At 60.7% G+C, this 19,543-nt stretch carries 18 protein-coding genes and 1 tRNA gene; 9 read left to right on the forward strand and 10 right to left on the reverse strand.

Annotated features, from left to right (window positions below; translation table 11 throughout):
- Positions 1–115: 115 nt before the first annotated feature.
- The 7 genes from OSC50_RS03575 to OSC50_RS03605 form a co-directional block, all read right to left on the reverse strand.
- Positions 116–1,366, reverse strand: a complete 1,251-nt coding sequence (locus OSC50_RS03575; protein ID WP_181078728.1) for a 2-aminoadipate transaminase — start codon at positions 1,364–1,366, stop codon at positions 116–118.
- A 120-nt stretch (positions 1,367–1,486) separates the two neighbouring features.
- Positions 1,487–2,500, reverse strand: a complete 1,014-nt coding sequence (locus OSC50_RS03580; protein WP_277527603.1) for a sensor domain-containing diguanylate cyclase — start codon at positions 2,498–2,500, stop codon at positions 1,487–1,489.
- A 27-nt stretch (positions 2,501–2,527) separates the two neighbouring features.
- The gene (locus tag OSC50_RS03585; RefSeq protein WP_253509295.1) at positions 2,528–4,426 is read right to left on the reverse strand and encodes a metallophosphoesterase family protein; all 1,899 of its coding nucleotides are present in this window, start codon (positions 4,424–4,426) and stop codon (positions 2,528–2,530) included.
- Positions 4,427–4,539: 113 nt separating this feature from the next.
- Positions 4,540–4,743: a hypothetical protein gene (locus tag OSC50_RS03590; RefSeq protein WP_253509294.1), complete on the reverse strand. Its 204-nt coding sequence runs from the start codon at positions 4,741–4,743 to the stop codon at positions 4,540–4,542.
- 138 nt (positions 4,744–4,881) lie between these two features.
- Positions 4,882–7,125 carry an ATP-binding protein gene (locus OSC50_RS03595; protein WP_266246664.1) on the reverse strand — a complete coding sequence of 748 codons (2,244 nt, stop codon included), beginning with the start codon at positions 7,123–7,125 and terminating at the stop codon, positions 4,882–4,884.
- Positions 7,122–7,736 carry a biliverdin-producing heme oxygenase gene (locus tag OSC50_RS03600; RefSeq protein ID WP_181078696.1) on the reverse strand — a complete coding sequence of 205 codons (615 nt, stop codon included), beginning with the start codon at positions 7,734–7,736 and terminating at the stop codon, positions 7,122–7,124. The genes OSC50_RS03595 and OSC50_RS03600 overlap by 4 nt, the downstream gene beginning before the upstream one ends.
- A 195-nt stretch (positions 7,737–7,931) precedes the next feature.
- Positions 7,932–8,312 (reverse strand): response regulator, encoded by a 381-nt coding sequence (locus OSC50_RS03605; RefSeq protein WP_181078694.1) that lies wholly within the window; start codon positions 8,310–8,312, stop codon positions 7,932–7,934.
- 210 nt (positions 8,313–8,522) lie between these two features.
- Here OSC50_RS03605 and OSC50_RS03610 point away from each other — a divergent pair, with 210 nt between their 5' ends.
- The gene (locus OSC50_RS03610) at positions 8,523–8,897 is read left to right on the forward strand and encodes a c-type cytochrome (protein ID WP_181078692.1); all 375 of its coding nucleotides are present in this window, start codon (positions 8,523–8,525) and stop codon (positions 8,895–8,897) included.
- A gap of 215 nt (positions 8,898–9,112) precedes the next feature.
- On the opposite strand, the gene OSC50_RS03615 is transcribed toward OSC50_RS03610, so the two are convergent.
- Positions 9,113–9,442, reverse strand: coding sequence for a hypothetical protein (locus OSC50_RS03615; RefSeq protein ID WP_181078690.1), 330 nt, complete (start codon positions 9,440–9,442; stop codon positions 9,113–9,115).
- A gap of 209 nt (positions 9,443–9,651) precedes the next feature.
- Between OSC50_RS03615 and OSC50_RS03620 the strand changes: the two genes are divergently transcribed.
- Together OSC50_RS03620 and OSC50_RS03625 are read left to right on the forward strand one after the other, a co-directional pair.
- Positions 9,652–10,548: a hypothetical protein gene (locus OSC50_RS03620; RefSeq protein ID WP_253509290.1), complete on the forward strand. Its 897-nt coding sequence runs from the start codon at positions 9,652–9,654 to the stop codon at positions 10,546–10,548.
- Between the two features lie 42 nt (positions 10,549–10,590).
- Positions 10,591–10,875 carry a hypothetical protein gene (locus OSC50_RS03625; RefSeq protein WP_181078687.1) on the forward strand — a complete coding sequence of 95 codons (285 nt, stop codon included), beginning with the start codon at positions 10,591–10,593 and terminating at the stop codon, positions 10,873–10,875.
- Between the two features lie 260 nt (positions 10,876–11,135).
- Here the strand turns inward: OSC50_RS03625 and OSC50_RS03630 are convergent, their stop codons facing one another.
- Positions 11,136–12,716, reverse strand: coding sequence for a J domain-containing protein (locus tag OSC50_RS03630; protein WP_266246662.1), 1,581 nt, complete (start codon positions 12,714–12,716; stop codon positions 11,136–11,138).
- Between the two features lie 416 nt (positions 12,717–13,132).
- A tRNA-Leu gene (locus OSC50_RS03635) sits at positions 13,133–13,217 on the reverse strand.
- Positions 13,218–13,325: 108 nt separating this feature from the next.
- Here OSC50_RS03635 and queA point away from each other — a divergent pair.
- The 6 genes from queA to OSC50_RS03665 all read left to right on the forward strand — a co-directional run bounded on the left by queA (position 13,326) and on the right by OSC50_RS03665 (position 19,399).
- A complete protein-coding gene (gene queA, locus OSC50_RS03640; protein ID WP_266246660.1) occupies positions 13,326–14,375 on the forward strand; it encodes a tRNA preQ1(34) S-adenosylmethionine ribosyltransferase-isomerase QueA in 1,050 nt (349 codons plus the stop codon).
- A gap of 5 nt (positions 14,376–14,380) precedes the next feature.
- On the forward strand, positions 14,381–15,496 hold the full coding sequence (tgt, locus tag OSC50_RS03645; protein WP_010565220.1) for a tRNA guanosine(34) transglycosylase Tgt: 1,116 nt from the start codon (positions 14,381–14,383) through the stop codon (positions 15,494–15,496).
- A gap of 43 nt (positions 15,497–15,539) precedes the next feature.
- On the forward strand, positions 15,540–15,878 hold the full coding sequence (gene yajC, locus OSC50_RS03650) for a preprotein translocase subunit YajC (protein ID WP_003175975.1): 339 nt from the start codon (positions 15,540–15,542) through the stop codon (positions 15,876–15,878).
- Positions 15,879–15,940: 62 nt separating this feature from the next.
- On the forward strand, positions 15,941–17,809 hold the full coding sequence (secD, locus tag OSC50_RS03655) for a protein translocase subunit SecD (protein WP_253509284.1): 1,869 nt from the start codon (positions 15,941–15,943) through the stop codon (positions 17,807–17,809).
- 9 nt (positions 17,810–17,818) lie between these two features.
- A complete protein-coding gene (gene secF / locus OSC50_RS03660) occupies positions 17,819–18,733 on the forward strand; it encodes a protein translocase subunit SecF (RefSeq protein WP_181078675.1) in 915 nt (304 codons plus the stop codon).
- Positions 18,734–18,856: 123 nt separating this feature from the next.
- On the forward strand, positions 18,857–19,399 hold the full coding sequence (locus tag OSC50_RS03665) for a glycine zipper 2TM domain-containing protein (protein WP_034100446.1): 543 nt from the start codon (positions 18,857–18,859) through the stop codon (positions 19,397–19,399).
- Positions 19,400–19,543 lie beyond the last annotated feature (144 nt).

Below are 19,543 nucleotides of genomic sequence, written 5' to 3' on the forward strand. Positions count from 1 at the left end.
TCACTACTTCAATAAACGAGGACAAAAAAGCGTCGCGCATTTTCAAGGGGTGGGGGAGTCAGGTCAAGGCAGCACAACGCCGTTATCGCGACGAAAGGCTGCCGACCGTGTGGGATCAATCCAATTGCTTGAAGCAGGCTTCAAGGACAGTCAGCCCTTCCTCCAGCACGTGCGGCTCAGTGGTCAGCGGTGCCAGCAGGCGGATGATGTGCCGCGCTTTGCCGCTGGGCATCAGCAGCAGCCCGGCGTCCCGCGCCAGGCCGAGCAGTTGCGTCAATTGCCGGGGCGCCGGTGTGCCGTCGACGTTGGCCAGTTCGATACCGCGCATGGCGCCGATGCCGGTCAGGCGCCCGAGGTAGGGCGACAGCGCTTGCGCACGCCAGGCGCTGTAGCGGCTCACAATCGCCGCCTCCTGCTGCGCGCCCCAGGCCTGCAGATGTGCGTCCGTCATCACCTCCAGGGTGGCGAGCGCCGCCGCGCAGGCGATGGGGTTGCCGGAGTACGTGCCGCCCAGGCCGCCCTTGGGCAGGTTGTCCATCAGTGCCTTGCGTCCGACCACCGCCCCCAGCGGCACGCCACCGGCGATGCTTTTACCCAGCAGAATCAGGTCCGGTTCGATGCCCAGGCGCGTAAAGGCAAAGCGCTGGCCGGTGCGGCCAAACCCGGATTGGATTTCGTCAGCGATCAACAGAATCCGCTTCTCATCGCAGAAACGTCGCAGGGCCTGGGCGAACTCGCGGTCCAGAGCCAGGAAACCACCCTCGCCCTGCACCGGCTCGATGATGAAACAGGCGACATCATCCACGTCGATTTCCACGCTGAACAGGCGGTCCATGGCCTTCAGCGCTTCGGCGCAGGTCACGCCGTTGTCGGCGCTGGGGTAGGGCAGGTGATACACAGGGCCAGGCAATACGCCGACTTTTTGCTTGTAGGGCGCCACCTTGCCATTGAGGTTCAAAGTCGCCAGCGTGCGGCCGTGGAATGCCCCGTCGAATGCGATCACGGCGCTGCGGCCGGTGGCTCCGCGCACGATCTTCAAGGCGTTCTCCGCAGCTTCCGCACCGCTGTTGGTGAGCATGCCGCTGACCGGGTAGCTCACCGGGATGAACTCACTCAGGCGCGCCATCAGCTCAATGTAAGGCGTGTGCGGCGCGGCGTTGAAGGCGTAGTGCGTGAGTCTGGTCGCCTGCTCGCGAATCGCCTCCACCACGTGCGGGTGGCAATGGCCGAGGTTAAGCACGCCGATACCGCCGACAAAGTCGATATAGCGTTTGCCCGTGGTGTCCCACACTTCGGCGTTCCTGCCGTGGCTGAGGCTGATGGGGTGGACGATGGAAATCGACTGGCTGATGCTGGCGTGGCTCATGAATCCGGGACTCGACAAAGGCGGGTGTTTTTTATCTAAGCCGCCAGCCCGGGTCTGTCGCAAACGAAATAAAGTCTTCGGGTCATTCCAAATCGGAAGGAGCCCTGCCGCGCGGCGGCGTTAGGTCGATACCCCGTCCTTCCCTGCAGCCTTGGCGCGATACAACGCCTGGTCGGCACGCTCCATCAGCGCCGCAGGCGACTCATCCAGCTGACGCTCGGCCACGCCCAGGCTCAGGGTGATGACGAAGTCGGCGGGTGCCGTGATCGCACGCACCTGGCGGCGGATCTGCTCGGCCTGTGCCGTGGCGGTGACCAGCGTGCTGTCGGGCAGGGTCATCATGAACTCATCGCCGCCCCAGCGAGCCAGCAGGTCGCCGGGGCGGGTGCAGCGTTCCAGGCATTGCGCTACGCGCACCAGCGTCTGGTCGCCCACGCTGTGGCCATAGCGATCGTTGATCGGTTTGAAACCGTCGATGTCCATTGCGATCAGGCACAGCGGCCGGCGAAAACGCTGGGCGCGCTCGCATTCGCGCAGCAGGGTTTTTTCCAGGCGATAGCGGTTGGCGACCAGGGTCAGGGCATCGCGTTCGGCCAGGGCGCGGTTTTCATCCAACTGCAATTGCAGTTGCTGATTGACCCGCGACAGCTCCTGCGTGCGCTCGGCCACCAGCGCTTCCAGAGACTGGTTGCGCTGTTGCAGTTGAACGACTGAATACTTGCGTGCCTGAATGTCCCGATGCGCCCCGATCATCCGTGCCACCGAGCCGTCGTCGTTACGGGCGATGACATAGCCGCGGTCTTCGATCCACAGGTAGCTGCCATCTTTTCGACGGCAGCGGTATTCGGCCTGGTAGTAGGGAGCCCGGCGGTTGATGTAGTCATCGAACAGGGTCATCACCTGGGCGTAATCATCCGGGTGGATCACGTTTTCCCACGTGAACAGCGTATTTTCCAAGGCGTTGCGTGGGTGACCGAGCATTTCGTACCAGCCTGGGCTGCGGTAGACGAACCCGGTGTTGGCATTCCAGTCCCATATCCCGTCGCTGACCAGTTCCAGAATGGTGTGCAGCATATCGGCGTTGAGGTGTGAGAAATCCTGATGCTGGGGGTTGCCGCCTGACCTGTCGTCCACGTGCTGCTCCTTGCCTGGGGCCGCGCGCTACTGCTCAGGCGCCACCATCCTGGTGCGAGGCTTACCATTCGCGTTGTGTTGAAAGATCGCGTCCGGTTGGCCCTGTTCGTTGAAAAATACCTGCCCTATGCCCGCCGAATTCCATAACCGTTCGCCGGCCTCGGCATGTTCCGGAATATAGGGCACCACCTGCATGGTGCGCCGACGAGTGAACCCGTTGAGCGGCGAGCGGGGTGAGTATAGCCAGCGGTTGAGACGGTCGAACCATTCCAGCAGGCGCGGTGGAAATTCATTCTTGATGCCGCTGCTGGTGATCTGCCAGATGCGCGGGCCGGCGTTGCGATGACGGATCAACACCGAATACACGAACGAATAGTGCACATCGCCCGACAGAATCACGTAGTTACCCGGCGTGCGCGAGTGGCGGAAAATATTGAGGATCACTTGGGCCGCACCCCGATGTGCCATCCAGTTTTCCGCGTCCACCAGCAAGGGGTGGCCGCACCAACTGAAGACTTTCTGCACCGTCTCGATCAACTTCACACCGAAGATCGGCGCGGGCGAGACGATGATCGCCGAGGGATGGTCCAGCAATGCCTGTTGCAGCTCGCTCAAGGCTTCCCAATCCAGCAGGCCGGAGGGTTGTTTGAGGGTGAACTCGCTGCGCCAACGCCGGGTGCGGGTGTCGAGCACAATCAGGGCGGGCGTGGTGGGCAGTACGTAATGCCATTGTTGGAAGTTGAACAACTGCGCGAGCAAGGCATCCTGCGCGGTGGCATCGAGGTGGTTGTCGTGCACCGCAGCGGCGAGGCTCCGGGTTTGCTGCAACAGGCCGGCGAAGGCGTCCGGGTGGTTGCCCCAGCCCTGGCACAGCAGGTAAGCGAGCAGCGCATTGCCGATGATGCGCTTGGAAAACGGGTGCCCGTAGGCGGTCTCTTCCCACTGGGCACTGAGGTTCCAGTCGTCGGTGATGTCGTGATCGTCGAAGATCATCAAGGTGGACAAGTGCGCGAGGACCCGCGCAACCCCAGGCAAGCCACTGCAAAATCGCTCGATCTGCAGGCGTTCGCGGGCATAGCGCGCCAGGTCGTGCGCACTTAACTGCGGCGGTTGGGGAGCGATCAGGCCCCAGGGCGTAGGCGACCACACCAGCAGGTACATGGCCATGACTTCGGCGAAAGTCACCAGATGGTTGTCGGCGCTGCTACTGGTGAAAATCGGTTTTTTCACCCCGCCGAAAAAGCGCTCGCGCAGGGTCTCGTTGCTGTCCAGTGCCGGCAGCAGGTCCGCGCGGTGATAGTAGCTGGCGCGATGCCCGTAGAGGCTGGCGCTGTCGTCCACCACCGCACCGTCCAAATACTCGTCGAACAACCCCAGCCGCGCAGTCAGGGCATGGATCGCCCGCAGCATTGGCCCGGCCACGTCGTCGGCGTACACCTGATCGCCGCTCATTATGAGCAGGGCCGGGCGTTCATCCGGTGCGCGCGCATCGGCAAGCAGGCGATCGACGCAGAGCAAACCGTCGTCGGCGTGATGATGGGGTTTACGGCAGGAGCCATGCACCAATTGGTGGAGGCGGCTGTGCAGGATGAAATTCGGCGATAGTGCCTCGCCATACACCAGGTGCGATGCCCAGTGGGCGATGCCGAGGCCGTCAACCAGCAAGTCGTAGTCGATGACCACGTCCTGGGGTAACGCCTGGTCCAGCGGCACATCGATCAGGTGGACGAAGGCGTGGCGCCCTATGGGCACGACCTGACACTGGCCTTGATCCAGCGGGATGTGCAGGACCTGGTCGGCCCACTGCAGCGTCAGGCTCAGGTCCAGCATGCGGCTGCCTGCCAGCCACAGCACCAGCCGCCGAGGCTCCAGGCGACGCAGTAAAGGGCCGGCGAGCACGGCGGGCAGGTTATCGGGGGGCAGCATCCAGGGAAACACTCCAGCCAGGCTTGAACCGGCAAGGTTAGCGCAGGAAATGTCAGCGTTTTGTTAAAGCAGAGGGGGGACGCAGGGCCGCATATTGCCCTGCGTACACCGGTTTAGAGCAGGTTGCCCTTGCCCAGGCTGTCCAACGTGCCCTGGCGGCGTCGGGAGGTGCGTGAGGAACCGTCGCACGCCTCAGGCACAAGGGTTGATAGGCGCTCATCAAGGCTGCGTTTTTTACGCGGCAGGCCTGCTGCCTCGTCTTGCTGCGCGGTGGGGTAATGAGCGTTGCCAAATGTGGAATGAATGGTGCCGAGCATAGTCACTCTCCTTCTGTCAGTGGGTGAGCCTCGCGATCGCGAAGCCGGACCCAACTTAGAGAGAAACGAGGCGGTGAATATATAAACGCCTCGTGGCAGAGTGTGACTGCGCACCCTTGAACCCACGCATTGGCCTGCTCAGGTATGCGAATCGCCGATCACTTTCGGCACCGTGAACCGGAACTCGCTGCCACGCCCCACTTCGCTTTCAGCCACGATCTCGCCGCCGTGGGCCTGGACAATGCCCTGGGTGATATACAGCCCCAGTCCACTGCCGGTGGGATTGTTTTCGGTCTGTGTCCAGTAACGATCGAACACATAAGGCAACTGTTCGGGGGCAATGCCTTCGCCGGAGTCGCGCACCGAAAATACGATTTCCTCGCCGTTGCTCATGGCACTGATGCCGATATTGCCCTGGCGCGGGGTGAATTTGATGGCGTTGCCGATCAGGTTAGACAGCACCTGGAACAAACGCTCCGGGTCGCCATTGATCTGCAGGCCCGGCTCGGCGTTGAACGACAGGTCAATGCCTTTTTCCATGGCCAACGGCGCAAGCAAGGAGTAGGCCTCCTCGAACATCTGGCTCACATCCAGCGCCACCGGCTTGACCACGTAGCGCCCGGCCTCGATTTTGGAGGTGTCGAGCAGGTCTTCCAGCAGCACATTCATGCGCCCGGCTGCCTGTTGCATGGTGTCGATGGCCGTGGAAATTCGCCGCGAAGTGTGTGGGCCCTCGGAGCTGAAGGCTTTTTGCATCATGCCGCAGAGCATGGAGATGACCGTCATGGGATTGCGCAGGTCGTGGGACACCACCGCCACCAGGTCATCACGGGCGCGCACGGCCTGTTGCTCACGCTTGACCTGGCGAGCCAGGTCGTTCTCAAGCGCTGAGCGACGCAGGTCATTGGCGGCGAACAGGTCGCCATGGCTCCATTTAGTCGAGATACCGGCCATCTCCACTTTCCAGATCTCAAAAGACGTGCGCGGACGCAGGCGCATACCGGCGTCGGAGTTTTCCAGGTCCAGCGGTTTTTTCGGGTCGCCGCTCCAGTTGATGTTTTCTTTGACTTCGGGGCGGAACCACAGCACGCCGTTGTCCACCGGCTTGGGCAGGGCCATGGCCAAGACTCCGCTGGCCACCTGCTGGAACTCGGCCGCCGGCGGGTACACCGCCGCCAGGTTATGGCTGGCAAACACCGGCTCGCCGCTTGCCTGCAGCCATTTGTGCAAGGCACGGATCTGTGCCGGCTCCGGGCAATTGCCGTAGCGGTGCAGCTGTTTGTCTTCGATGATCGCCACGCCGCCCGCCAGAGTGAGGTCCATCAGCACTTGCGGCTGTTGGGCCAGGCCGTCGAACACATTGTTGTCCGTGGCTTTCATCGCCTTGTCCAGCCGCGCCAGGGCTTCGACTTTTTCTTCGCGCTGGTGGCTCAGGTCCAGGGCTTCCATGGCGCTGATCTGCAACGAAAGCACCTGGCCGATGGTCTGGCAGGCGGTACGCAGCTCGTTCGGCACCAGCAGCGGCGTGCGATTGCCGCAACTGATCAGCCCCCACAGCTTGTCGCCCTTCATCAGCGAGATGCTCATGGAAGACAACACGCCCATGTTCTTCATGTATTGGCAGTGAATCGGCGACACGCTGCGCAGGGTGGCGAAGCTCAAGTCCAGCGGCTCTCCGGTGTCCGGGCGCAGCTTGGGTACCAGAGGCACCGGCTCATAATCGGCGTTCGGGATAATGCGCAACCAGTTGGTGCGGTACAGCTCGCGGGCCTGCTCGGGGATGTCAGACGCGGGGAAGAACAGCCCGTTGAACAGTTCCATGGATGGTGCGGATGCTTCGGCGATTACCTGGCCGTGACCTTCTTCTTCGAAGCGATAAATGAGTACGCGGTCGTAACCGGTCATGGCCTGGATTTCGGTCACGCTGATGTCGTACAGCGCCGCCAGGGTTTTTGCCGACTGCAAGCGGCGCAGCATCTTGCCCAAATCACTGGTGCGACCGTTCAGGGCGCGTGGCTGGAAATCCTTGAGACGCGGTTCGAATTCCAGGACCAGCACGTTTTGATGGCGGTGCAGCAAGCCTTCGAATTGCGCGCCGTTAAGCGTGACGTGCAACGGCGGCGCATCGACAAAGGTGTTGTGTTCAGCCATGGCCTGCACGGCCTGGGCATGCTCGGCGCCGAGCAGGCTGTGCAGCGGCTGGCCCAACAGCGTTTCGGGTGCGTGGTTGAACAGCGTGGCGACGTTGGCGCTGGCCTGGATGATCTTCAGGTCCGGCTCAGACAAGGTCAGCAGCACACCATGAGGCTGGATCGCCCCTGGGAAACGAATGGGTTCGTCAGCGCAGTTGGCGAGCAGCTCTTCAAAATCGTCGGGTTTCATAGCAGTACCTCCTGGCTGTCGAGCCATCGCTCGAAGCAGCTGAATGTCGAACGCGCGGCGTCAACCGCGCGCTGTCGGGCCTTGGCGTCCAGCGCCTGGTTGCCCAGATAGTCGAGAAAATCTTTCCAGCGTCGGCCCGTCTCGGCGCCGTACACATCCAGAAACGCGCCACCGTTATCGGCGTCGATGCCCAGGCGACGAGCCATTTCCCGGCGCAGCACCTGGCCGCCCAGGGTTGCGCCTTCGAGTACGTAGAGCGTGCCGAGACAGGCCGCCGGGGTATCCAGGCGAGGCAGCGCGGTGCAATACGGCAGGGCGTGGATGGCGGCGTCGTTCAGGCCCAATGCGTGCAGATCAGAAAGCAGTGTCGGGGTTTTCACACGCGAGGCGGCATCAAATCCGTTAGGAATACGGGCGCTGGCATACAGCGCCGCTTCCATCGGCGCGTAAAACCCGTGATAGGCCTGCAGCAGGCGCTGATACCAGTCGGCGTCGAGGCGCTCGGAAAAAAACGGCATGCGCTTCTCCAGCGCCACATGCAGCAGGGCAGTGCCTGTGCGTAACGCGTCAAGCAAGGAGGGCGCACCAACGTCATGGGCCTGAGAAAGCATGCAATAAGCTCGAACTGTGGGCCTGCCGGCCATGAATGACGCGTGGAAATGGGCGACGATTCTACACAAGTCATGGCCATTGACTGTACGCGCAAGGCGAAAAGCCTGACCAGCGGATCAGAAGAGTCGCTCCCTGCCTCATGACTGACCGTAAGGCGTACCGGTAAGTTCGGTTTAGGTGATATTGCAACGCTATCAGTGCAGCGACGAACCCTGCTGGGTCAGCGCCGTTTGCACACATTCGATCAGATGCTCGGTGCTCCATGGCTTGGGCAGGAAACGCACGGAACCGCCCAGTTCTTCCGCCATTTTTGTATTACCCGACGTCAGTACCACGCGCACCGAAGGCCACCGATGGGCAACCACGCGGCTCAAGTCATAACCATTGAGCAACCCTGGCATTTGAATATCGCTGACTATCAGGTCCACAGGGTCGTTCTCGCGTTCGAGGTAAATCATCCCTTCATCGGCTGAAGGAAACGACGTCACAATCGCGCCGAAATCCTCCAGCACATCCACCATCAACGCCCGAATGATTTCGTCGTCTTCCAATACTAAAATCGATGGCTGAGCCATGATCCTTACTCCACCATCAGGGTTCAGTTAGGTGGAGTGGAGCGCAGCGGTATAGGTTCGATTGGATGTGTCCCAAGCGATGGGTGGTCGTCCAGGGCGTCTAGGTTGGGGGTTCATGCCGAGGCAATTGCAGCACAGCGATAATCCGGATGGGTGTGCATGGCTGACAAACAGGCATAATCGCTTGCAACCGCCGATGTGGAGTCGCCCATGAAGTACGCCTTTCTGACCCTCGCCCTGATCCTCAACAGCGCCCCGGCCTTCGCCGCCGGGGATGCCGAAGCCGGCGGCAGACTCTTCACGAAAACCTGCGGCGGCTGCCACAGCATCGGCGAAGGCGCGCGTGGCGGTTTCGGCCCACAGCTCAATGGCATCATCGGCCGCCCCGCCGGCACCACTGAGGACTACCAGTACTCCGACGCGATGAAAAACTCCGGCGTGGTCTGGACCCGCGAAAAACTCGCCGCGTACATCGAGAACCCCAAGAAGGTGGTAAGCGGTACGCGGATGATTTTCTGGGGCATCAGCGATCAGGAGAAGATAGAAAATATCCTGGCGTATCTTGAGACGTTTCAGCCCAAGTAGGCATTTGTGCGGTCACACCGTGGGTGCGGGTGTTGACGGAGCGGTAGAGGAGGGTTTTTTTCATCGTCGTCCTTGGGCTGCTTTATAAGTGGCAATGAGCTGAGTAAGTAAAAACGTCAACATTGCGCATCGCACGCCAAATACAGCGATGCATTTCGTGGAAGCATCAACGAGGTGTGCTTACTGCGGTCAAGCGCGCTCGCACAAGAGCGCTGTTACTGGACCGCTTTGAGGTAATGCCTGAGTGCGTCGAGCGGGGCGTCGAGCTCCTCCAGTGTCGAGGCTTTTCGGGTGTCGACGGCCAATCGTTCCAACTCCCGTCCCAACACCGTCTCCTTTCCGCCCAGCGCCACCAGCGCCTGCGCCACGCATTCGTCCAGCTTAGTTTGAATCGCACGAAGATCACCCTGGCGCATCAGCAGACCGAACACTTCACGCTCATACGTAGCCATCACCGGGTCGTCGCGCACTATCGGGCTGCCGTCGTCGGTTTCGTGCACCAGCTTGAGGGCGAAGAGCGCAACAGCTTCCAGCGTCAATTCCATGGTGGGGCTTCCTCGGTGTTCGGGCGGAGCGCGATGATCACTGTTCTGACGCTGAAAAAAAAGATCCAGACGTTTGAGTGACACGGCCTCCAAGGAACGATATTAATTAGCCATGTTCCAAACCGCCGTGCCAAGCTCGCGCAGCCATAAATGGACCGGTGCGAAGTTGAACCGGCGCACTTCATTCACTTACAGGGACGCAAATACTCATGCAGTCATCCTCCACTCCTGCTTCGTCCGACACGGGCGAGCTGATCGCGAGCTTTCGCCACGGCAAGGGTTTTCTGATTTTCAGCCTGATATTCGGCGTGGCGCTGTTGGCGCTCGCCGCGTTCGTGCTGTACCTGGGCACGATCCTGCCGCCGGGCAATGAAGGCCCTGTCGGCATTACGACGTCACGGGGCATGACGATGAACTTCAGCAGCGCGCAATCGGTGATCAACTTCACCAGTGGCCTTCTGGCCATTCTTGGGCTGTGCGTGTTCGGCCTCTACGCTTGGCACAAGAAATTGCGCAGTACCTCTTACGAGGTGTACGAGCATGGCATTGCGCGCATCAACCAAGGCCAGCGCGAATACACTCCGTTTGTAGAGATCCAGGACCTGTACCTGTTCAGCTCCGGGCAAACGGTGATGACGGGCTTGATCACTAACCTGGCCTACCGCCGCACGGCCGCCGAGCCCTTCCATCGCGTGATTGAAAGTCTCAAGGGCTTCCAGGAATTCCAGCAGATGGTGCGCGAGCTGCACGTACGTGCGCGCATGCCGGGTGTGCTGAGCACGCTGGAATCGGGCGAGGCGGTGAGGTTCAATTGCATCAGCTCCGGGCAGGTGTGGGGCAAGCGCATGAGCGGCAATTTCCTCAAGATCACCACGGCGCCCATCCTGGTGAGTGCGCAGTGCCTGGAATACCAGGGGAGCAAGGTGCCGATGTCGACACTGCGCAGCGTCGACCTCAACGCCTGGACCGAAAAAGTGGTGGTCAAGGACGAAAACGGCAAGTCGGTCCTGTCGACCATCGCCACCGGCATCCTCAGCCACGACCTGTTCCTGCATACGCTCGACGCAGTGTTTACCAAAGAGGCTCAAGCGCGCGAGTTGGCGTAAGCCAGTCGCGTGGTCATTGATTGTGAATAAAGGGATTAAACGATGATTTATCGTGGTGCAGGCTGGCTGACGTTGTTCACTCCGGTGGCGATGATTTTATTGCTGATGTGGTTGTGGCCCGACCCCAGCGTCAAGCCCGGCAACACCTCCTTGATGCAACTGTTGGTGGGCGCGGGGATCGGCTCGGCCATCAACGCCGTGCTGGGTTTTGTGCTGAATCGGGAGGTTCATGAAGATGGCGTGCGCCACCACTTCTTTTTCCTGCCCATGCAGTGGCCGGCGCTGGTGTTAATGGTCGTCTGCGTGGTGATTGCGCTGTTCAAGTAAAATTACCGGCCGCTCGGTAAGGGCGGTCGGGTTTCAACTGGTTCGAGGCTCACGCGATACGTGGTGTCACGATCAGGTCCGCTCCCGCCGCTCGGTAGTGCCAGCCCGGCACGCTTGCGACGTGGAGCAACGCCGCATGGCCCGCCTTACCTAGAAATTCGCCAGCATCATTACAGTGAGTAAACCTGCGTTAAATGCTTGCCGTCACTCTTCAACTTGCTCTAACCAGGTTTTGAATTCGAGGGTTTGATCGTCGTGAGTTAAGGCCGCAAGCCCAGGGCGAGCAGCGTGCCAGGGCTTTCAAGCCGCAGGTAGACGATGACACCGATCATCATCACGCAGAACAGCCATTGCAACCTACTCAGGCCGGCGATCCGATAAATCGCCTGCAGCGGCCTGCGCCAGCGGTATTCGCGTTCGGCGGGCACAGCACTTTCCGGCTGCAACACGCCAATCAGCCCGGTGATCGCATAAGTGCCCAGCCCGAGCCACCCGAGCCATTGCCAAATCACAAAGCCAAGCCCCAGTAACGGACCGCTGTTACGAATCAGCAAATCGCGACGGTCCGAGGTCAGGTTGTGGCGCACACACCAGCGGCTGAGGCGTTGGTCGACGTCATGCAGGCTTTGCGCAATGGCCGCCCAGTAGGTGAGCAGCCATTTGCCGACCTGCGCCATCACGTAACCGCCGAGCGTATACAACGGTAGCATCAGCAGCAGGGGAACCAGGCTGGACTCGCTGGAAAGTTGGCTGAGCGCCAGGCAGATTGCCAAAACACAGGCCGCGCGTTTGACGCCATGGCGCAACGGGCGATGGCCGACAAGTTCTTGCCAGAACCATGAATTGTGATTGGGAAACAGCCCCAGCAGATCGCCAAAGTGCGTGGAGAATGCCGTTGACAACTGCTCACACGCCAACCAATCGGCCTCGCCGAAGGTCGCCGCCAGCTGCGCTTGCCGTGCAGGCTCCGCCGACATCAGAAACAACGCCGCCGCGTTGGCCGCCGCGCTGGGGTGTAGCTCACGTTGCTGCGCCAGGGTCTGCAGCTGGTGCAACCAATCCTGTTGCTCGCAGCGCCTGACCAAGGCTCGCCACTGCGCCGTGTCGATAGGGACGGACGCGCCTTCAGCGTCCCAGGCGAACAGCCGGCACACGCGCTGGAAGAGTTGCGGCGACCAACGCTCATGGCTCATGAACAAGTTCAGCACGTGCACCTGCAATCCCTGGCGATGCTCGAAATCCAGCAACCAGCCCTGCCGACTGGCACGCTCCAGATGCGAATAGAAAAACGCCTGCTCGCCCGGCTTCATCAGTTGTTCAAGCGCGTCGTACAGCGCTGTGGTCAACGCATGTACCAACCGCTGATGGGGGAAGCCACCGCTGTTGATCTGCTGCCACGGGGTGAGCCATTGACGCTGCTCCACGCCCCAGGTCAGCAACCCCAAATGCCCGCTCGGCGCATCGACACAACGCTGGAACAACATCTGTTCGAACTCGGCGGCACAACCTTGAGCCTGGGCTCGGGACCAGTAGTCGTCCACACGGGAGTCGTCGAAGTCGGATAACAGTGCGAAGGCGTGTTCCAGGGAGGAGGGCGTCGGGCCGGGCGCAAGGTGCGTGGCAAACCGCGACGACATCATGTCCTCGGTTTGAACGGGGGCGGATGCTCTGGCGCGTACGCTGTTGAGTGCCTGCTCGTAAGCCTCGCGTAGGCGCTGGAAGGCGACGGGGTCGTCATCCGGGCGCGTTAGCTTGAGTAACTTGGCGTAGTGGTGTTTGAGGGTGCGCTCGTCGGTGTGCGGGGGCAGGTTGAGGAACTGCCAGCAGTCGGGGGTGGGCATGCACACGGTCGTCATTGAGGCTGGGGTGAGTGATGATAGCGGGTCGGGGTGTGGCGAGGCTTTATGTATCTACACAAATCCTAAGGGCTGGCACATCACTCTGTAGTGAGCAGGCTTGCCCCGCGCTGGGCTGCGCAGCGGCCCTAAAACTACACGCTGAGTACTAACAGAAAAATCCCGGTGCCTTTAATTGGGGCTGCTTCGCAGCCCAGCGCAGGGCAAGCCTGCTCACCACAAAACCTTAGTTTCTCGGGTAATGTTTTCAGCGCAGATGTCTGGGTAGGCTATGGTAGTCGCAGGCAAGCCAGCTCACGCAGTGGATCGTGTTTTCGGCTGGCGTGAGCGGTGAATCGGCCGGCCCGCACTTTTCGACAGGCGAAAAAAAAGACCTTGAATTTCAAGGTCTTTTTTTAAGATGGTGCCCCGAGGGAGACTCGAACTCCCACTCCTTTCGAAAACGGATTTTGAATCCGCCGCGTCTACCAATTCCGCCATCAGGGCTCAATGGCGGCGAAGTATAGAGAGGTGATTACCGTTGGTCAATCACGTTTCATGGTCAATTTTGACTATTTCCGCTAGACTTCCCGGCCCTGCTAGACGAACCCCATCATGCGCGTTGCTGACTTTACTTTTGAGCTCCCTGATTCGCTGATCGCTCGCCACCCGTTGGCCGAGCGTCGCGCCAGTCGACTGCTGACCCTGGACGGGCCGAGCGGTGCCCTCGCACACCGTCAATTCACTGATTTGCTTGAGCATTTACGCCCGGGCGATTTGATGGTGTTCAACAATACCCGGGTGATTCCGGCGCGGCTGTTCGGCCAGAAAGCCTCCGGCGGCAAGCTGGAAATTCTGGTGGAAAGGGTGCTGGACAGCCATCGCGTGCTGGCCCATGTGCGCTCCAGCAAGTCGCCGAAACCAGGGTCGAGCATCTTGATCGATGGGGGTGGCGAAGCCGAGATGGTGGCGCGTCATGATGCCTTGTTCGAGCTCAAGTTCGCCGAGGAGGTCTTGCCGTTGCTGGAGCGCGTCGGCCATATGCCGTTGCCTCCTTATATAGACCGCCCGGATGACGACGCCGACCGCGAGCGCTACCAGACCGTGTACTCCCAGCGCCTGGGTGCGGTGGCCGCGCCGACCGCCGGGCTGCATTTCGACCAGCCGCTGCTTGAGGCGATCGCCGCCAAGGGCGTCGAGACCGCCTATGTCACCCTGCACGTGGGGGCCGGCACGTTTCAGCCGGTGCGTGTGGAGAACATCGAAGACCATCACATGCACAGCGAGTGGCTGGAGGTCAGCCAGGACGTGGTGGACGCAGTCAATGCGTGCAAAGCGCGCGGCGGGCGGGTGGTCGCGGTCGGCACCACCAGCGTGCGCTCCCTGGAAAGCGCGGCGCGCGATGGCGTGCTCAAGCCGTTCAGCGGCGACACGGATATCTTCATTTACCCAGGCCGGCCGTTCCATGTGGTCGATTGCCTGGTCACCAACTTCCATTTGCCGGAATCCACGCTGTTGATGCTGGTGTCGGCATTTGCCGGTTACCCCGAGACCATGGCCGCCTACCAGGCCGCCATCGCCAATGAGTACCGTTTTTTCAGCTACGGTGATGCGATGTTCATCACCCGTAACCCGGCGCCGCGCGGCCCGGAGGAACAACTATGAGTCGTATGTCGTTTGAATTGCTGGCCACCGACGGCAAGGCCCGTCGCGGCCGCCTGACCTTCCCGCGCGGCACCGTGGAGACCCCGGCGTTCATGCCGGTCGGCACCTATGGCACCGTCAAGGGCATGCTGCCGCGCGACATCGTCGCCACCGGCGCCGAGATCATCCTCGGCAATACCTTCCACCTGTGGCTGCGCCCGGGCACGGAAGTGATCAAGAAGCATGGCGACCTGCATGATTTCATGAAGTGGCAAGGTCCGATCCTCACCGACTCCGGTGGCTTCCAGGTGTTCAGCCTGGGCGCCATGCGCAAGATCAAGGAGGAGGGCGTGACCTTCGCCTCTCCGGTCGACGGTTCCAAGGTGTTCATGGGCCCGGAAGAGTCGATGCAGGTGCAGCGCGACCTGGGCTCCGACATCGTGATGATTTTCGACGAATGCACTCCGTACCCGGCCGATGAAGATGTCGCGCGGGTGTCCATGGAGTTGTCGCTGCGTTGGGCCCAGCGCTCGAAGAACGCCCATGGCGACAATACGGCGGCGCTGTTCGGTATCGTCCAAGGTGGCATGCATGAAAGCCTGCGCAAGCGTTCGCTGGAAGGCCTCGACAAGATCGGTTTCGACGGCCTGGCCATTGGCGGTCTATCGGTGGGCGAGCCCAAGCACGAGATGATCAAGGTGCTGGATTACCTGCCGGGCCTGATGCCGGCTGACAAACCTCGTTACCTTATGGGCGTTGGCAAACCGGAGGATCTGGTAGAGGGTGTGCGCCGCGGTGTGGACATGTTCGATTGCGTGATGCCAACCCGTAATGCCCGCAATGGGCATCTGTTCATCGATACAGGCGTGCTGAAGATCCGTAACGCGTTCCATCGCCATGATGATTCGCCGCTGGATCCCACCTGTGACTGCTACACCTGCCAGAACTTCTCCCGTGCTTATCTGCACCACCTGGACAAGTGCGGGGAAATGCTGGGTAGCATGTTGAATACCATCCACAATTTGCGCCATTACCAAGTCCTGATGGCTGGTTTGCGCGAGGCTATTCAACAGGGTACATTGGCCGCCTTCGTCGATGCCTTCTATGCCAAGCGCGGGCTCCCTGTGCCGCCCTTGGACTGAGTTTCCCGACCCTAAGATTCACTATTTGCAACTGGAGTGCTAAATGAGCTTTTTTATCTCTAACGCCATGGCCGACGCCGCTGCGCCTGCCGCCGCGGGCCCTATGGGCGGTGGTTTCGAGTGGATTTTCCTGGTCGGCTTTCTGGTCATCTTCTACCTGATGATCTGGCGTCCACAGGCCAAGCGCGCCAAAGAGCAGAAGAACCTGCTGGGCAGCCTGCAGAAAGGCGACGAAGTCGTGACCACCGGCGGTATCGCCGGCAAGATCACCAAAGTGTCCGATGCTTTCGTGGTACTGGAAGTCTCCGATACCGTGGAAATGAAGTTCCAGAAGGGCGCCATCGCCGCCACGCTGCCTAAAGGCACGCTCAAAGCGATCTAAGTAACAACCTTTACCAATCGACGGGGCGCGCAAGGCGCCCCGCGTTATAAGCGGGCGGCGTGATGCTGAACAAATACCCTCTGTGGAAATACGTACTGATCCTGGCGGTGCTGGCGATCGGTTTTATTTATTCCGCTCCCAATCTCTACCCTGATGACCCGGCGATCCAGATCACTGGCGCCAGCACTTCGCTGCAGGTCAATCAGGCTGATCTGGACCGTGCGAGCAAGGCGCTCACCGACGCGGGTATCCAGGTCAAGGCGGCAACATTGGCGGCTGGTGCGAAGGGCGGCTTGCTGCGCCTGACCAAGCAGGAAGACCAATTGCCGGCCAAGGATGTCGTGCGCAAGGTCATGGGTGACGATTATGTAGTCGCGCTCAACCTGGCACAGACCACCCCGCAATGGTTGCGCAGCATTGGCGCGCACCCGATGAAGCTGGGCCTGGACTTGTCCGGTGGTGTGCACTTCCTGCTGGAAGTCGACATGGACAAAGCCCTCGACGCGCGCCTGAAGGTCTACGAAGGCGACGTGAAGAGCCTGCTGCGCAAAGAGAAGCTGCGTTATCGCAGCCTGCCGCAGCTCAACGGTGCCATCCAGCTGGGCTTCTCCGACGAGGCTTCCCGCGAACAGGCCCGTGCGCTGATCCGCAAGAACTTCAACGATTTCGACATCGTACCGGCTGACCTGAATGGCCAGGCTGTACTGCGTCTGGCGATGAGCCCGGCCAAGATCGCGGAAATCCGCGAATACTCCATCAAGCAGAACCTGACCACGGTGCGTAACCGCGTCAACGAGCTGGGTGTGGCCGAGCCGATCGTGCAGCGCCAGGGCGCCAACCGTATCGTGGTTGAGCTGCCGGGCGTGCAGGACACCGCTGAAGCCAAGCGTATCCTGGGCAAGACCGCCAACCTGGAATTCCGCCTGGCCGCCGAGCCGGGTGCTTCGCGCGCCACTTCCGAAGAGTTCGAGTTCCGCGAGGGCAACCGTCCTCCAGCGCTGATCGAGCGTGGCTTGATCATCACCGGTGACCAGGTGACCGATGCCAAGGCCGGTTTCGGCGAGCACGGTACTCCTGAAGTGAACATCCGCCTGGATGGCCACGGCGGCGAACTGATGAGCCGCGCCACGCGCAGCAACGTCGGCCGCAGCATGGCGGTGATCTTCATCGAGCAACGTCCGATCACCACCTACACCAAGCAAATGGTCAACGGCGTCGAGAAAGACGTGCCGGTGCAGTCGTTCAAAGAAGAGAAGAAGATCATCAGCCTGGCGACCATCCAGTCGCCGCTGGGTGCTCAGTTCCGCATCACTGGCCTGAACGGCCAGGGCGAATCGTCCGAGCTGGCGCTGCTGCTGCGCGCCGGTGGCCTGGCGGCGCCGATGTACTTCGCCGAAGAACGTACCATCGGCCCGAGCCTGGGTGCGGACAACATCACCAAGGGTATCGACGCGGCCTTGTGGGGCATGCTGTTCGTGTCGCTGTTCATCATCGCCATCTACCGCTTCTTCGGCATCATTGCCACCGTGGCCCTGGCGGGCAACATGGTGATGCTGCTGGCGCTGATGTCGCTGCTGGGGGCTACGCTGACTCTGCCAGGCATCGCCGGTATCGTACTCACCATGGGTATGGCGGTGGACGCCAACGTGCTGATCTTCTCGCGTATTCGTGAAGAGATCGCCGCCGGCATGACCGTGCAGCGCGCAATCAACGAAGGCTTCGGCCGGGCATTTACCGCGATTCTCGACTCCAACCTGACCACCTTGCTGGTCGGCGGGATTCTCTTTGCCATGGGCACCGGCCCGGTCAAAGGTTTTGCGGTGACCATGTCCCTGGGTATCTTTACCTCGATGTTCACGGCCATCATGGTGACCCGCGCAATGGTCAACCTGATCTTTGGCGGGCGTGACTTCAAGAAGTTGTGGATTTAAGGGGCTGCCATGTTACGTACAATCAACTTCATGGGCGTTCGCAACATTGCGTTCGGCGCCACAGTGCTCCTTACCGTTCTGGCATTGTTCAGCTGGTTCCATAAGGGGCTGAACTACGGGCTGGACTTCACCGGCGGTACGCTCATCGAGCTGACCTACGAGAAGCCGGCCGACGTTACCCTGGTGCGCAACGAGCTGGTCAAGGCCGGTTATCACGAAGCCATCGTGCAGAACTTCGGTGCCACCACCGACCTGCTGGTGCGCATGCCTGGCGAAGACCCGCAACTGGGTCATCAGGTCGCCGAGGCCTTGCAGAAGGTCGGTGGCGATAACCCGGCGTCGGTAAAGCGCGTCGAGTTCGTGGGGCCGCAGGTCGGTGAAGAGCTGCGCGACCAGGGCGGCCTCGGCATGCTGATGGCGCTGGTCGGCATCATGATCTACCTGGCGTTCCGCTTTCAGTGGAAGTTCGGTGTCGGCGCCATCGTGTCGCTGATCCACGACGTGATCGTGACCGTGGGTATCCTGGCCTATTTCCAGATTACCTTCGACCTGACCGTGCTGGCGGCGGTGCTGGCAATCATCGGTTACTCCCTTAACGACACCATCGTGGTATTCGACCGGGTTCGCGAGAACTTCCGCGTACTGCGCAAGGCGTCGTTGATCGAGAACATCAACATCTCCACCACCCAGACCCTGTTGCGGACCATGGCGACGTCGATCTCCACCTTGCTGGCGATCGCGGCGTTGATGATCTTCGGTGGCGACAACCTGTGGGGCTTTTCCCTGGCGCTGTTCATCGGCGTTCTGGCGGGCACCTACTCATCGATCTACATCGCCAACGTGGTGCTGATCTGGCTGAACCTCAACAGCGAAGACCTGATCCCTCCGACCACCACAGGCAAGGAGGTCGACGACCGTCCTTGATGGGCGCTTGTTGATCGCTGTTACAAAGAAGGCGCGAGTATTGAACTCGCGCCTTTTTTTTTGCTCCAAGGCTGGGTATAGCGCGGACCTTTCGGTCCGTTTGTGATGGTCAGGAGGTTCAACGTGAACAAGTCGTTACTGGTTGGTGCGGTATTGGGTGCTGTCGGTGTGACTGCCGGGGGTGCTGTCGCCACCTACAGCCTGGTAAAAAGCGGCCCTGAGTATGCGCAAGTACTGGCGGTGCAGCCGGTCAAGACCCAGATCAAAACCCCGCGTGAGGTCTGCAAGGACGTCACCGTGACCCGGCAGCGTCCGGTGCAGGATCAGCATCAAATTGCCGGTACCGTCGTAGGCGCCCTCGCAGGCGGCCTGTTGGGTAACCAGATCGGCGGCGGCAACGGTAAGAAACTGGCCACCGTGGCCGGCGCGGTCGGTGGCGGTTACGCCGGCAACAAGGTGCAGGAAGGTATGCAGAACCGCGATACCTACACCACCACGCAAACCCGCTGTAACACCGTCAACGACATCAGCGATAAGGTCGTAGGCTATGACGTGCGGTACACCTTGGATGGCAAGGAAGGTTCGGTGCGTATGGATCGTGATCCAGGCGGCCAGATTCCAGTCGACAAGGAAGGGCGTCTCGTCCTCGGTCAAAACCAGCAGTAATACTGGCCTGGGCGCAGATTCAAAAGGTCTGTGCGTTCAAAATGTGGGAGGGGCTTGCGCTCTCCCGCATTTGATTTGTGGCGCTGCTGGTATTTCGGCTCGCACCAAATCCCAGGCATAAAAAAGCACCCCGAAGGGTGCTTT

The organism is Pseudomonas quebecensis (genome assembly GCF_026410085.1).
GTDB classification, from domain to species: Bacteria; Pseudomonadota; Gammaproteobacteria; order Pseudomonadales; family Pseudomonadaceae; genus Aquipseudomonas; species Aquipseudomonas quebecensis.